The organism is Catenuloplanes indicus, assembly GCF_030813715.1.
Lineage (GTDB): Bacteria > Actinomycetota > Actinomycetes > Mycobacteriales > Micromonosporaceae > Catenuloplanes > Catenuloplanes indicus.
This window is the reverse complement of the sequence record NZ_JAUSUZ010000001.1, coordinates 3,479,802-3,494,158: the sequence shown is the minus strand read 5'-3', so window position 1 is coordinate 3,494,158 and position 14,357 is coordinate 3,479,802. Positions and strand designations below refer to the sequence as shown.

The 14,357-nt window shown below is 71.3% G+C and carries 13 protein-coding genes; 5 read left to right on the top strand and 8 right to left on the bottom strand.

Features of this window, described 5'->3' with window-relative positions; translation table 11 throughout:
- Window positions 1-140: 140 nt before the first annotated feature.
- Window positions 141-1,628: a sugar transferase gene (locus J2S42_RS15680; RefSeq protein WP_307239849.1), complete on the top strand. Its 1,488-nt coding sequence runs from the start codon at window positions 141-143 to the stop codon at window positions 1,626-1,628.
- A 10-nt stretch (window positions 1,629-1,638) separates the two neighbouring features.
- On the opposite strand, the gene J2S42_RS15675 is transcribed toward J2S42_RS15680, so the two are convergent.
- Together J2S42_RS15675 and J2S42_RS15670 are read right to left on the bottom strand one after the other, a co-directional pair.
- Complete coding sequence (locus J2S42_RS15675) at window positions 1,639-2,169, bottom strand: MarR family winged helix-turn-helix transcriptional regulator (RefSeq protein ID WP_307239847.1); 531 nt, start codon at window positions 2,167-2,169, stop codon at window positions 1,639-1,641.
- Window positions 2,170-2,207: 38 nt separating this feature from the next.
- Window positions 2,208-3,398, bottom strand: a complete 1,191-nt coding sequence (locus J2S42_RS15670; protein WP_307239845.1) for an ROK family transcriptional regulator — start codon at window positions 3,396-3,398, stop codon at window positions 2,208-2,210.
- Between the two features lie 75 nt (window positions 3,399-3,473).
- On the opposite strand from J2S42_RS15670, the gene xylA reads away from it, so the two are divergent.
- Complete coding sequence (gene xylA, locus J2S42_RS15665) at window positions 3,474-4,661, top strand: xylose isomerase (RefSeq protein ID WP_307239842.1); 1,188 nt, start codon at window positions 3,474-3,476, stop codon at window positions 4,659-4,661.
- Between the two features lie 3 nt (window positions 4,662-4,664).
- Window positions 4,665-6,053, top strand: a complete 1,389-nt coding sequence (xylB, locus tag J2S42_RS15660; protein WP_307239840.1) for a xylulokinase — start codon at window positions 4,665-4,667, stop codon at window positions 6,051-6,053.
- A 54-nt stretch (window positions 6,054-6,107) separates the two neighbouring features.
- On the opposite strand, the gene J2S42_RS15655 is transcribed toward xylB, so the two are convergent.
- Complete coding sequence (locus J2S42_RS15655; protein ID WP_307239838.1) at window positions 6,108-6,305, bottom strand: DUF397 domain-containing protein; 198 nt, start codon at window positions 6,303-6,305, stop codon at window positions 6,108-6,110.
- 89 nt (window positions 6,306-6,394) lie between these two features.
- Window positions 6,395-7,252: a helix-turn-helix domain-containing protein gene (locus J2S42_RS15650; RefSeq protein ID WP_307239836.1), complete on the bottom strand. Its 858-nt coding sequence runs from the start codon at window positions 7,250-7,252 to the stop codon at window positions 6,395-6,397.
- 154 nt (window positions 7,253-7,406) lie between these two features.
- Here J2S42_RS15650 and J2S42_RS15645 point away from each other — a divergent pair, with 154 nt between their 5' ends.
- Both J2S42_RS15645 and J2S42_RS15640 read left to right on the top strand, forming a co-directional pair.
- Window positions 7,407-8,012 (top strand): GNAT family N-acetyltransferase, encoded by a 606-nt coding sequence (locus tag J2S42_RS15645; RefSeq protein ID WP_307239834.1) that lies wholly within the window; start codon window positions 7,407-7,409, stop codon window positions 8,010-8,012.
- A 16-nt stretch (window positions 8,013-8,028) separates the two neighbouring features.
- On the top strand, window positions 8,029-9,456 hold the full coding sequence (locus J2S42_RS15640; RefSeq protein ID WP_307239832.1) for an MFS transporter: 1,428 nt from the start codon (window positions 8,029-8,031) through the stop codon (window positions 9,454-9,456).
- 69 nt (window positions 9,457-9,525) lie between these two features.
- On the opposite strand, the gene J2S42_RS15635 is transcribed toward J2S42_RS15640, so the two are convergent.
- The 4 genes from J2S42_RS15635 to J2S42_RS15620 form a co-directional block, all read right to left on the bottom strand.
- Window positions 9,526-11,175 (bottom strand): glycoside hydrolase family 13 protein, encoded by a 1,650-nt coding sequence (locus J2S42_RS15635; protein WP_307248789.1) that lies wholly within the window; start codon window positions 11,173-11,175, stop codon window positions 9,526-9,528.
- Between the two features lie 34 nt (window positions 11,176-11,209).
- Entirely contained in the window at window positions 11,210-12,220 is a 1,011-nt protein-coding gene (locus tag J2S42_RS15630) for a LacI family DNA-binding transcriptional regulator (RefSeq protein WP_307239830.1), read from the bottom strand.
- Window positions 12,221-12,311: 91 nt separating this feature from the next.
- The gene (locus J2S42_RS15625) at window positions 12,312-13,289 is read right to left on the bottom strand and encodes a carbohydrate ABC transporter permease (RefSeq protein ID WP_307239828.1); all 978 of its coding nucleotides are present in this window, start codon (window positions 13,287-13,289) and stop codon (window positions 12,312-12,314) included.
- A 1-nt stretch (window position 13,290) separates the two neighbouring features.
- Complete coding sequence (locus tag J2S42_RS15620; RefSeq protein ID WP_307248787.1) at window positions 13,291-14,352, bottom strand: carbohydrate ABC transporter permease; 1,062 nt, start codon at window positions 14,350-14,352, stop codon at window positions 13,291-13,293.
- Window positions 14,353-14,357: the final 5 nt, after the last annotated feature.

Here is a 14,357-nt window from a genome sequence, read left to right as displayed (position 1 = left end):
CGGCGCCAACCCGTCCGGCCAGCGGAAATTCCACCGTACGGCGGAACTGACGGTAATCAGTCGCGGATATTCTGCGACCGGCCCCACTGAGCGATCATGGGCTTCCCGCCTTCCGCGGGCACAACGGGTGTGGAGGTCCGATGACGTCAGTGACGCTCGCGCCGTCGTCCGCGACGCAGCCGGACGACACCCAGCGGGACGCCTCGGTGGCCACGCTCCGTCGCCGGCAGCACCGCTACGTCCGTACCCTCGTGGTGATCGACGCTGCCGTGGTCGCGCTTGCCGTCCTGGCCGGTTACGTCGGGCGGTTCTACGACACCCCGGTCATCGGCGTGGACGTGCCGTACTACGTGATCCTGCCGGTCCTCGCGGTGGTCTGGCTGCTGTCGCTGAAGGCCGCGCACTGCTACGACGACCGGGTGCTCGGCTACGGCGCGGACGAGTACCGCCGGATCTTCGCGGCCAGCGGGCGGATGGCCGCCGGCGTCGCGATCACCGGCTACATCATCGACATCGGCGTCGCCCGTGGCTTCCTGGCCATCTCGTTCGCGCTCGGCACGGTCCTGCTGATCGCCGCGCGGTGGGCGGCCCGCCAGCACCTGCACCGCCAGCGCCGCACCGGCCGCGGCTGGGCCCGCCGGGTGCTGGTCGTCGGCGACGCCCCGCACGTGCTGGAGCTGGTACACACGCTGCGCCGCGAGCCGTACGCCGGATACCAGGTGGTCGGCGCCTGCATCCCGGACGCGCTGCTCGCTCCGGTACCGCAGCGTCTCGGCGACGTGCCGGTGGTCGGGTCGTTCCGTGGCATCCTGGACGCGGTCGCCGCCACCGGCGTGGACACGGTCGCGGTCACCGCGTCCGGCGAACTGACCGCCGGCCGTCTCCGCCGCCTCGGCTGGCAGCTGGAGGGCACGGACGTCGACCTGGTGCTGGCGCCCGCGCTGACCGACGTGGCCGGCCCGCGCATCCACACCCGCCCGGTCGCCGGTCTCCCGCTCATCCACGTCGAGTCGCCGGAGTTCCGCGGCGGCCGCAAGCTCATCAAGGAGCTGCTCGACCGCAGCATCGCGCTGGTGCTCACGCTGGTCGCGCTACCGGTGATGACCGCCATCGCGATCGCCATCAAGATCGACAGCCACGGCCCGGTCATCTTCCGCCAGACCCGCGTCGGCCTGGACTCGCGCGAGTTCGGCGTCTACAAGTTCCGCACCATGGTCACCAACGCGGACGCGCTGCTCGCCGAGCTGACGGCCAAGAACGAGACCGACGGCCTGATGTTCAAGATGCGCAATGATCCGCGGGTCACCCGCGTCGGCCGGTTCCTGCGCAAGTGGTCGCTGGACGAGCTGCCGCAGCTGTTCAACGTGCTGCTCGGCCACATGAGCCTGGTCGGCCCGCGTCCGCCGCTGCCCTCCGAGGTGGCCCGGTACGACGGCGATCTCGCCCGGCGCCTCCTGGTCAAGCCCGGCATGACCGGGCTCTGGCAGGTCAGTGGCCGCTCCGACCTGTCCTGGGAGGACGGCGTCCGGCTCGACCTCTTCTACGTCGAGAACTGGTCGCTGGCCGCCGACCTCACCATCCTGTGGAAGACGGTCGGCGCGGTGGTGCGCTCGCGCGGAGCCTACTGACCCGGCGCGGTCAGGCGGTGCGCGCAGCGGTGGCGGACTCCTCGGCGGCCGGCCGGGTCGCGGCGCTGAACGCCTGCAGCCCGGTCACCAGCGCGGCGCGCGAGGACGGCGACATCCGCGCCAGGACGCCGGAGAGCTGGGCACGGCGCTCGGCGCGGACCTCGTCCAGCAGCGCGCGCCCGGCCGAGGTGAGGATCAGCGCGATCTCCCGCCGGTCCGCGCGGCCCGGCTCGCGCTCCAGCATGCCGGCCGCGACCAGGCGGTCGCAGAGGCGGCTGGCAGAAGAGAGGATCATGCCGAGGCTTCCGGCGAGGCGGCCCAGGTTGATGCCCTCGTCCTGCTCAACGACCAGCAGGGCCCGCAACTGCGAGCCCGAGAGGCGATTGGTGGCCTTTTCCCGGGCGGTGTCCCAGACACCCAGCAGTGCCTCGGCTGCCTCGTCGATCGCGGCGGCGTCGGCCGAGACGGCGGTCGCTGCTGGGACCGCCGACGCTGGGGCGAGGATGGGATCCGGCCGGTTTGGCCCGTGCTGTACGGCCATCGTCCGCCGAGAGTACCCCCGCGATGTGTGTCGTGTCTCTATGGCGTACCGGGTGAGGTCTCGACGAGCCAGGCGGCGGGCTCCTCGTGCACGGCGCGGATGATGGCACCGGCCGCGCCGACGACGGCCGCGTCGCTGCCGAGCCCGGCGGGCCGGACGTGCACCGGTGACCAGCCCGCGGTCAGCACCCTGGACGCGATCTGCGCCTCGATGCCGGGGGAGAGCCACGGCGCGAGCGGTGCGTAGATCCCGCCGAGCACCACCGTGTCCACGTCCAGCAGGTTGATCACGCCGGCGATGGTGACGCCGAGCGCGGACGCGGCGGCCGACAGCCGGTCGAGCGCGGCGGCGTCGCCGGACGACGCGCGGGCCGCGAGGTCGCCGACCGTGCTGCCCGGTGGGAGCAGCGCCTCCTGGCCCGCGTACTGCTCCAGGCAGCCGTGCGCGCCGCACCGGCAGGCGGGGCCGTCCGGGTCGACCGCGACGTGGCCGAGTTCGCCGCTCCAGCCGCGGGCGCCGCGGAACAGGCTGCCGTGCAGCACGATGCCGGCGCCGATGCCGATCTCGCCGGAGACGTAGAGGAAGCTCGCCGAACCGGCCGGCGAGCCGTGGTGCAGCTCGCCGATCGCGGCCAGGTTCGCCTCGTTCTCCACGGTCAGTGGACCCGGGGTGAAGCCGGACGCGTCCACGTCCCGCCAGCCCAGGTTCGGCGCGAGGCGGATCGTGCCGTCCGGCGAGACCAGGCCGGGCACGGCCACGGCCGTACCGGCGATGGTCAGTCCTTGATCCTCCGCCGCCAGGCGGGCGCGCTCGGCCAGCGTGGCGGCCGCGGCCAGCACCCGGGCGGGCGAGTCGCCGCGCCGGTCGCCGGGCTGGATCTCCCGGTGCCGGACCGCACCGGCCAGGTCCAGTACGCACGCGGCCAGGTAGTCGACGTTGATCTCCAGACCGAGCCCGGCCGGTCCGTCCGCGTCGTTGAGCACCAGCCCGACGCCGGGCCGGCCGGCGCCGCTGCGCGGAGCCGGCGAGACCTCGCGCAACAGCCTGCCGGAGACGAGATCGTCGACGAGAGTGGAGACCGTGGCGCGAGTGAGGCCGGTGGCGGCGGCGACGTCGGCGCGCGACTGTGGGCTCGACAGCGCGATCTGGGCCAGCACCAGCCGAAGGTTGTGCTGTCGCAGACTCGCCTGCCGCACCGGCGTGCCGGCCGCGGAGATCCCGGAAATCACGGGGTTGACAATGCCACACGTCGCTCAAATAATTCAACCAATAAACAAATCGCGGATGTTACGTGGAGGTATCGCATGGCCGCTCAGCCCACTCCCGCGGACAGGTTCACGTTCGGCCTCTGGACGGTCGGCTGGACGGCCCGTGACCCGTTCGGCGACGCCACCCGGGCCCCGCTCGACGCGGTCGAGGCCGTGCACAAGCTGGCCGAGCTCGGTGCCTACGGCATGACGTTCCACGACGACGATCTGATCCCGTTCGGCGCCGAGACCGTGGCGCGCGACGAGCAGATCAGCCGGTTCAAGAAGGCGCTGGACGAGACCGGCCTCAAGGTCCCCATGGTGACCACGAACCTGTTCACCCATCCGGTGTTCAAGGACGGCGGCTTCACCAGCAACGACCGCTCGGTCCGGCGCTACGCGCTGCGCAAGGTGCTGCGCAACATCGACCTCGCCGCCGAGCTGGGCGCGAACACCTACGTGCTGTGGGGCGGCCGCGAGGGTGCGGAGTACGACCTGGCCAAGGACGTGCGCGCCGCGCTCGAGCGCTACAAGGAGGGCCTGAACCTCCTCACGCAGTACGTCACGGAGAAGGGCTACGACATCCGCTTCGCGATCGAGCCGAAGCCGAACGAGCCCCGCGGCGACATCCTGCTCCCCACCGTCGGCCACGCGATCGCGTTCATCGGCGAGCTGGACAAGCCGGAGCTGGTCGGCCTCAACCCCGAGGTGGGCCACGAGCAGATGGCCGGCCTCAACTTCGCGCACGGCATCGCGCAGGCGCTCTGGCACGGCAAGCTGTTCCACATCGACCTCAACGGCCAGCGCGGCATCAAGTACGACCAGGACCTGGTCTTCGGTCACGGCGACCTGCTCAACGCGTTCGCGCTGGTCGACCTGCTGGAGAACGGCGCGCCCGGCGGCGGCGAGGCCTACTCCGGCCCGCGGCACTTCGACTACAAGCCGTCCCGCACCGAGGACTACGACGGTGTCTGGGCGTCCGCGGCCGCGAACATGCGGACGTACCTGCTGCTCAAGGAGCGTGCCGCCGCGTTCCGCGCGGATCCGGAGGTGCAGGAGGCGCTCGCGGCCAGCGGCGTCGCCGAGCTGAACCAGTCCACGCTGGGCCAGGGCGAGACGCTCGCCGACCTGCTCGCCGACCGGGGCAGCTTCGAGGAGTACGACGTGGACGCGGCCGCCCAGCGCGGCTTCGGCTTCGTCCGCCTCAACCAGCTCGCGGTCGAGCACGTGCTCGGGGCCCGATAGCCCATGCCTCTCGTCGCCGGGGTCGACTCCTCGACCCAGTCATGCAAGGTCGTGATCCGGGACGCGGACACCGGCGCGCTCGTCCGGGAGGGCCGTGCGGCCCACCCGGACGGCACCGAGGTGCACCCGGACGCGTGGTGGAGCGCGCTGAACGAGGCGGCGGAGCAGGCCGGTGGCCTGGACGATGTCACGGCCATCAGCGTCGGCGGCCAGCAGCACGGCATGGTCGCGCTCGACGAGCACGGGGAGGTGGTCCGTCCCGCGCTGCTCTGGAACGACACCCGGTCCGCGCAGGCCGCGGTCGACCTGATCGACGAGCTGGGCGGCGCGCAACAGTGGACGGACGCGGTCGGCCTGGTGCCGGTCGCCTCGTTCACCGTCACCAAGGTGCGCTGGCTGGCCCGCCACGAGCCGGAGAACGCGGTCCGCACCGCCGCGGTCTGCCTGCCGCACGACTGGCTCACCTGGAAACTGGCCGGTGCGCCCGGCCTGGACGCGCTGTACACCGACCGCAGCGACGCCAGCGGCACCGGTTACTGGTCGGCGGCCACGAACGAGTACCGGCTGGACCTGCTGGAGCGCGCGCTCGGCAAGCCGGCGATCGTCCCGGCCGTCCTTGGCCCCACCGGAACGGCCGGCCACCGGGGGGACGCGCTGCTCGGACCCGGCGCCGGGGACAACGCGGCGGCGGCGTTCGGCGCCGGTGCGCAGCCCGGCGACGTGATCGTCTCGATCGGCACGTCCGGCACCGTCTTCTCGGTGGCGGACGTGCCGGCGAACGACCCGAGCGGCATCGTCGCCGGCTTCGCGGACGTGACCGGCCGGTTCCTGCCGCTGGTCTGCACGCTGAACGCGGCCCGGGTGCTCACCACGGCCGCGACCATGCTCGGCGTCGACGTGGACAAGCTCTCCGACCTGGCACTCGGCGCACCGGCCGGTGCGGACGGCCTGGTGCTGGTGCCCTACCTGGAGGGTGAGCGCACGCCGAACAAGCCGCACGCGTCCGGCGCGGTGCACGGCCTGACGCTGCGCACCGGCACGCCCGGGCACCTGGCCCGCGCCGCGGTCGAGGGCATGCTCTGCGCGCTCGCGGACGGGCTGGACGCGCTGGTCGCGCAGGGCGCCACGGTCAACCGGGTGATCCTGGTCGGCGGCGGTGCCCGGTCCGAGGCGGTCCGCCGGATCGCGCCCGCGGTCTTCGGGCTGCCGGTCGTGGTCCCGCCGCCGGGGGAGTACGTCGCGGACGGCGCCGCCCGCCAGGCCGCCTGGGTCGCGACCGGCCGCGCTCCGGAGTGGGCGGTCACGGACACCCAGGAGTACGGCGGCACGCCCGTCCCGGCGATCCGCGAGCAGTACGCCGCGGCCCGCGAGCTGACCGTCGACCGTCACTAGGCAGCAAAAGGGCCCGCCGTCCGGAGCATGGACGGCGGGCCCGCTTGCAAGTCGTTATCGCTGGATGAGGTCGCTGGACAGGAAGGTCCGCCAGCTTGCCGGGGCGAACGTCAGCGTCGGTCCCTGCACGTCCTTGGAGTCGCGCACCCCGACGACGGCGTCGCCGAGCCGGGCGAACTCCACGCACTGTCCCTGGCCATTACTGCGGCTGCTCTTGCGCCACGTGACCTCGGACGGATTCGGCGCAACCATAGTGCGCCCTCCTACTCTGTTGATCTCGCCGACGTTGTGCTGTGAGGACGGACAGAGATCAACAGAGGTCGTCCGAACCCAGGCAGTCTTCACCTGGGAGCGAACGCGTCCGCCTTCACGCTTAGTAGTTTAACGCTGTCCACCGGGGAGAGCGCAATCGCCCGCATATGGTCATATGCGGTGGCATGCGTGGCCACGTGCTCAGGACTGTCCAAAAGCAACGCCCCGGAGAGATTTTCCAGGTAGACCACGGTGGGATCGCCGGGGTTGGCGAATTCCATAATGGTAAAACCCACCCCCATCCCGGCATAAGGCCCCTGCCCGAACGGTAGGACCTGGATGGTGACGTTCGGTAACTGGCTGGTGTCCACCAGATGCCGAAGCTGGGCCGCCATCACGTCCGGCCCGCCGATGACGCGCTCCGTCACGGACTCGTCCAGGATCAGCCACAGTTTCGGCGGCGTCTCCCGGCGCAGCACGGCTTGACGCGCCAGCCGCAACTCCACCCGCTCGTCGATGCGTTCCGGCGAGTCCTCCGGGAACTCCGCCGCTATCACGGCCCGCGCGTAGTCCGGCGTCTGCAGCAGGCCGGTCACCAGCTGGATGTCGACGATCTGGAAGCCGGACGCCTCGTCCTCGAACGCCACGTACCCCGCGAACCACGGCGGCATCGAACCGGAGTAGTCCACCCACCAGCCGTGCTCGCGCGCGTCCCGGGCCAGTTGCATCAGCGCGCCGCGCACCTCCGACGAGACGCCGTAGACGCGCAGCAGCGTGCCGACCGTGCGCGGCTGGACCCGGATCTGTGCCGTCTCGATCCGGGACAGCGTGGACTTGCTGACCTTCGCCTCGGCAGCGGCCTGCTCTATGGTCAGGTCCGCCGCCTCCCGCAGCCGCCGCAGCTCGGATGCGAGCCGGCGCCGCCGCACCGTCGGATGGGTTCCCATAGCGCAGAGTGTCGCCGATACAGGTCATGAGCGGGTAACCGGCTCCACGAATTCTGGAGAAGTTCCAGCCTTGGAAGTTGCTCCATAGTGGGAGTTGCAGGACGCGTGCACAGATGCCAATCTGCTAGCGGCGCGTCTCACGAGGGGGGTCGGCGTGCATCCGACAGTCACGAAGGCCGATACGTCCGACGTGCTCTGGGCGACCGACCTGATAACCCATTCGCTGGAGAGCCAGGCGCCCGCGGTGTGGCTGGTCCCGCCGCGCGCCCGCCGCCACGCGGTCCTCTCCACCGCGATCCGCGCCTCGCTGGACGCGGCGCTGGCGCTCGGCGAGGTGCTGTGCACACCGGACCGGACCGGCGTCGCGGTCTGGCTGCCGCATCACGGCGACCCGTGGCCCGCGCTGCCGGCGCGGTACGACGCCCGGATGGACGCGGTCACCGCGGAGTTCGGCGCCCGCTTCCACCAGCTCGCCACGCTGCTCGCCGCGCATCACCCGGCCGAGCCGCACCACCACCTGCTGTTCATGGCCGTGGAGCCGAACCGGCGCGGTGAGGGACTGGGCAGCGCGCTGCTCCACGCGCACCACGCACGGCTGGACGCGGCCGGCATCCCCGCCTACCTGGTCTCCGGCAATCCCGCCGCGCGCGACCTCTACGCCCGGCACGGCTACCGGTCGTCCGCGCCGATCCTGCTGCCGGACGGCGCCGCGTTCTGGCCGATGTGGCGGCCGAGCCACAGCGCCGGGGCCCGCGCCTGAGCTACCCTCCCGTGTCATGAGGGGCGGCGGCGGGCGGGTGCACCGCTCGTACAGCGTGGTGGTCTTCGTCGTGCTCGCCTCGCTGGACAACGTGGTCATCGGCGTCGCGCCGCCGCTCTACGGGCGGATCGGCGACGGGCTCGAGGTCAGCCGCGGCGCGATCGCCGGCGTCATCTCGGTGACCTATCTGGTCAGCGCGGTCGCGTCGGTCGCCTGGGCGTACAGCGGGGACCGCACCGACCGCAAGCGGCTGCTGATGTCCGGCACGCTGGTCTGGGCCGCCGGGACCGCCGGCTCCGCGCTGTCCGGCAACTTCCCGATGTTCGTGATCGCCCAGCTGATCGCGGCGGCCGGGCTCGGCGCGGTCTCCTCGGTCGGCTTCTCCGTGGTCACCGACCTGATCACGCCGCGCCGCCGCGGCCTGGTGATGGCGTTCTTCGGGCTGGCCCAGGGCGTCGGCTCGCTCACCGGCACGCTGCTCGGCGGCCTGCTCGGCAACGCGGACTGGCGCCGCCCGTTCGCGGTGCTGACCGTGGCCGGGCTGGTCGCCACCGTGGCGTACCTGTTCACCTACGACATCCGGCGCGGCGAGTCGGAGCCGGAACTGGCCGGCACCGCGGACTACGACTACCGGATCTCCCGCGCCGACCTGCCGCGCATCTGGCGCAACCGGTCCAACGTCTGGCTGGTCGCGCAGGGGCTCACCGCGCAGGTCGCGTTCGGCTCGCTGGTCTGGCTGCCGGTGCTGTTCACCGAGCGGGCCCGGAACCAGGGGTACGACGACTCCACCGCGGTCGTGGTCGGCACGATCTTCACCACGCTGTTCCAGCTCGGCGGCGCGCTGTCGATCATCGGCGGCGTGATCGGCGACCGCCTTCAGCGGCGCACCCCGCGGGGCCGGGCGCTGGTCGCGGCCGTGGGTGTGCTCGGCGCGCTGCCGTTCTACGCGATCCTGTTCTACGTACCGATGCGGATCACCGTGCCGCACGGCGGCTCCAGCGGCGAGGTGGTCGCGGCGGTGCTGTCCAGCGTGGTCACCGAGCCGACCGTCGCGCTGAGCCTGGTCACCGCGTTCACCGCGCTCGCGTTCACGTCCGCGAACTCGCCGAACTGGTTCGCGTTGATCGGCGACGTCAACCTGCCGGAGCACCGGGGCACGGTGTACTCGATCGGCAACCTGGTCAACAGCCTCGGCCGGGCCGGCGGCAACGCGCTGATCGGCGTGGCCGCGAGGGCGCTGGCCGGCGCGTTCCCGCCGCCGCTGAACTACGCGGCCGGGCTCGCGCTGTTCCAGCTGTTCTTCGTGCCCACCGGTGTCATGTACTACCTGGCCTCACGCACCGCGCCGGGGGACATCGCGGACGTGCACGCCACGCTGCTCGCCCGGGCCGCGACACCGAAAGATCAACAACCGTCCGAGGGTACGGCCGCCGCCTCGGCCTGAGCCCCCGCTGTCCCGCCACGGCCGGATGATCGGGGCGCCATGCCCGGCGCCCCGATCATCGTCCGCGTGTTACGCGCGCAGCCAGACCGTCACGTCGGACGGCACCCGGCCCGGCGTCTCCAGCGGATGGCTGGTCAGGATGACCTCCGCGCCGTCCGGCAGTACCGCGTCGTCCGGCCCGAAGTTGGTCAGCACCCGTACGCCGCCGTTGACGAACGACAGCACCGCGTCGCCCGCGTCCGCGTCCCAGGTCAGGTCGCCGCTGCCCAGGCCGAGTTCGCGACGTCGGCGCAGCGCCTCCCGGTACAGCTCGTAGGTGCTCCCCGGCACGTCGCGCTGCCGATCCAGCGCGTACTCCGCCCACAGCTCCGGCTGCGGCAGCCAGCTGGCGTCCGACGGCCCGAAGCCGTACGACGGCGCGTCCGCCTCCCACGGGATCGGCACCCGGCAGCCGTCCCGGCCGCGGCGCTCGTGCCCGGACCGCTCCCACGTCGGGTCCTGCCGCGCCTCGTCCGGCATCGTCATGTGCTCCGGCAGGCCCAGCTCCTCACCCTGGTAGAGGTAGGCGCCGCCGGGCAGGCTCAGCATCAGCAGCGTGGCCGCCCGGCCGCGGCGCAGGCCGAGCACCGGGTCCGGCTGCGGGTCGCCGATGCCGATGCCGTCCGGCCGCGGCGTGCCGATCGGCAGGCCCAGCCGGGACGCGTGCCGCAGCACGTCGTGGTTGGAGAGCACCCAGGTGGTCGGCGCGCCCACCGCGCCGTTCGCGGCCAGCGAGCGGCTGATCACCGATCGCTGCGCGTCCGCGGACCAGTGCGCCTCCAGGTACTCGAAGTTGAATGCCTGGTGCATCTCGTCCGGGCGCACGTAGGCGGCGAGCCGCTCGGCCGGCTGCACCCACGCCTCCGCGACCAGGATCCGCTCACCCTCGTACGAGTCGAGCACCTGACGCCACTCGCGGTAGACCTCGTGCACCTCGTCCTGGTCCCACATCGGCGCCCGGCGCCCCTCGACGCCGTCGCCGGTCGCACCGCCGATCGGGTAGTGCCAGTTCGCCAGGTCGCGCTGCTTGATCAGGCCGTGCGCCACGTCCACCCGGAACCCGTCCACGCCGCGGTCGAGCCAGAACCGCAGCGTCTTCACGAAGTCCGCCCGGATCTCCGGGTTGTCCCAGTTCAGGTCCGGCTGAGCGGGATCGAACAGGTGCAGGTACCACTGGCCGGGCGTGCCGTCCAGCTCGGTGATCCGCTGCCACGCCGAACCGCCGAAGACCGCGCTCCAGTCGTTCGGCGGCTCGTCGCCGTTCGCGCCCTTGCCGTCCCGGAAGACGTACCGGTCGCGGGCCGGGCTGCCCGGCTCCGACGCCAGCGCCTCCTGGAACCACTCGTGCGCACTGGACGTGTGGTTCGGCACCAGGTCGACGATCAGCTTCAGGCCGCGCGCGTGCGCCTCGGCGATCAGCTTGTCCGCGTCCTCCAGCTGCCCGAAGATCGGGTCGACGTTGCGGTAGTCGGCCACGTCGTACCCGGCATCCGCCTGCGGGGACGGGTAGAACGGAGACAGCCAGAGCGCGTCCACGCCCAGCTCCACCAGGTGGTCCAGCCGGCCGGTGATGCCGGGCAGATCACCGAGGCCGTCGCCGTCGCTGTCCGCCCAGGACCGTGGGTAGACCTGGTAGATCACGGCGTGCCGCCACCACTCGCTGCCCTTGTGCGTGTTCAGGGTCTTCTCCGTCCCGTGAAGAGTTGTTCCGTGCTCATCCAAGTGTGCTGCGCGGTGCGGCCGTCGACTCGCGAATGATCAGGCGTGTCGGTAGCAGCACATCGCCCTCCGGCGCGGTCGGTGACAGCAGCGTCTCGACCGCGCGCCGGCCCTGTTCCGCAGCCGGTTGCGCCACCGTGGTCAGCCCGATCGCCGGCGCCAGGTCGTGGTCGTCGATGCCGATCAGGCTCACGTCCTCGGGTACCCGCAGACCGTGCCGGCGCAACGCGGTGAGCGCGCCCATCGCGGCCTCGTCGCAGATGGCGTAGATCGCCGAGAACGGTACGCCGCGGCGCAGCAGCTCCTCGGTCGCGGCCACGCCACCGGCCAGGTCCAGCGGGCCCTCCACCTCCAGCGCCGGGTCCGGCGGGATCCCGGCCCGGCGCAGCGCCGCGTGGTAGCCGTCCTGCCGGTCCACGTGCGTGGTGAACGCCAGCTCGTCCGAGGACTTGCCGCACACCCGCGCTATCCGGGTGTGGCCGAGCCCGATCAGGTGCTCGACCGCGTCCCGCGCCGCGGCCACGTCGTCTATCCGGACGCTCGGCCAGCCGGGCACCGGCGTGCCGGAGCTGACCGTCACGCCGGGCAGTTCCAGCTGGCTGACGGCCGCGAAGTCCTCGGCGAGCAGCGGCATCGAGATCATCATGACCGCGTCAACCCGCTGCCGCAGCGCGCCGGTGTGCAGCAGTTTCAGCCGCGCCTGCTCGCTGCCGCCGAGGTTGAACAGCAGCACGTCGTACCCGGCCTCGTGCAGGCTCTCCTCGGCCGCCTCGACCACGGTCGAGAAGAACCAGCGGGTGATCCTCGGGACCACCACCCCCACGCAGCCGGTACGGCCACCGGCCAGCCGGGACGCGCTCGGCGAGGCGATGTAGCCCAGCCGGGTCGCCGCCTCGAGCACCCGCCGGCGGGTCGTCTCGGACACCATCGGCAAGCCACGTAACGCCCGGGAGACGGTGGCGGTGGAGACACCGGCCGCCCGGGCCACATCATCGATCCTGGTCACGTCGCCACCCTCACGAGGCGCGTTGCGGACGACGGCCGGCCGCTTCTGCCCGCGGCCGGCCGTCCTGTCGCTTTTGTCGTGTACGGAAACGCTATCCCTTGACGCTGCCCGCCAGGAGACCGCGGACGAAGTACCGCTGGAGCGAGAGGAAGACGATCAGGGGGACGATCATCGACACGAACGCGCCGGAGGTGAGCCGCTGCCACTCGTTGCCGCGGGTACCGGCCAGCTCGGCCAGCCGTACCGTCATCGGGTTGGTGTCCCGGCCGCCGCCGCTGGCGAAGATCAGCGCGACCAGCAGGTCGTTCCAGACCCAGAGGAACTGGAAGATGCCGAACGAGGCGAGCACCGGCGTGATCAGCGGCAGCACGATGGTCCGGAAGATCTTCGGGTGGTTCGCGCCGTCCACCCGCGCCGCCTCCATCACGTCTTTCGGCAGCTCCGAGATGAAGTTGTGCAGCAGGTAGACACCGAACGGGATGGCGAAGCAGGTGTGCGCGAACCACACCTGGATGAACAGCTCCTCGCCGCTCAGCCCCCAGGCCGGCAGCAGCTGCACACCGAACAGCTCCACGCCCTGGGAGAAGAAGCGCAGCAGCGGGACCAGCGCCATCTGCAGCGGCACGATCTGCAGCGCGAAGATCAGGATGTAGATCCAGTCACGGCCACGGAAGTCGATCCAGGCCAGCGCGTACGCGGCCAGCGCGCAGATCGCCATCGGGAACAGCACGGCCGGGATCGTGATCACCAGCGAGTTGATGAAGTAGCCGGCCAGCTGCCCGGAACTGGCGCTGCCGCCGAACAGCACCTCGCTGTAGTTGTCCAGGGTCAGCTGCGGGTCGGTGAAGAACGACCACCAGCCGCTGGTCTTGATCTCGTCCTCCGGGCGGAAGGAGCTGATCAGCAGGCCGAACGTCGGCACGCTCCAGAACGCCGCGATGAGGATCGCGATGCCGGTCGCCAGCGGGCTGGACAGCTTCTTCCGGACGCGCCCGGCGGGCGTGCCCGGCCGGTCACCGCCGCCCTTCGTGACCGGGACCGCTGCGGCGGGAGGATTGGTAGTCGTCATGTCAGGCCTCCGACCGCTGCTTGCGGATGTTCCGGATCTGGAAGATCACGATCGGGATCACCAGGACGAAGAGGAAGACGGCCAGCGCGGAGCCGTGACCGGTCTCGCCGTACCTGAAGGACTGGTTGTACATCTCGTTCGCGATGACGCTGGTGTCGTAGTTGCCGTTCGTCATCGTGCGGACGATGTCGAAGACCTTCAGCGTGGCGATCGTGATCGTGACGACCACGACGATCAGCGCGGGCCGGATCGCCGGCAACGTGATCCGCCAGAACATCTGCCACGCGTTCGTGCCGTCGATCCTCGCCGCCTCCACGATCTCGGCCGGAATCGCCTTGATCGCCGCGGACAGGATCACCATGGCGAAACCGGCCTGGATCCAGATCATGATGACGATCAGCAGCAGGGTGTTGAGCTTGAAGCCCTCCTCCAGCAGCCACTGCTTCGGCTCGCCACCGAACCAGACCACGATCTGGTTGAGCAGGCCGATCTGGTCCTGCTCGCCCGACCGGTACGCGTACACGAACTTCCAGATGATGCTGGCGCCGACGAACGAGATCGCCATCGGCAGGAAGATCAGGGCTTTGGCCACGGCCTCGCCGCGCGCCTTGTCCACCATGATCGCGTAGAGCAGGCCGATCGTGGCCGCCAACGCCGGCACCACGAGCACCCAGACCAGCGTGTTCAGCAGCACGTTCTGGATGTCGGGCTGGCCGAACATCCAGGTGTAGTTGTCGAAGCCCACCCACTCCGTGCTGTTGCCGTTCATGAACGACAGGATCGTGGTGCGGATCGCCGGAAAGATCAGGCCGATCGACAGCAGCAGCAGCGCGGGCGCCAGGAAGCCGAACGCCAGCCAGCCCTCCCGGCCGCGGGCGGCACCGGCCGGAATCGGCGCACCGGCTTCGGCCGCGGCTGCCAGCCGGGCTTCCCGGCGCTCGGCCAGTTTGGTCGGGATCACGTCCAGGACCAGGAGCAGGCCGCCGACCAGCACCACGAAGGCGATCAGGCCGCCCAGCAACATCACGAATTTATCGGCTTGATCGGCGAGGTCGAAGTTCATCACCG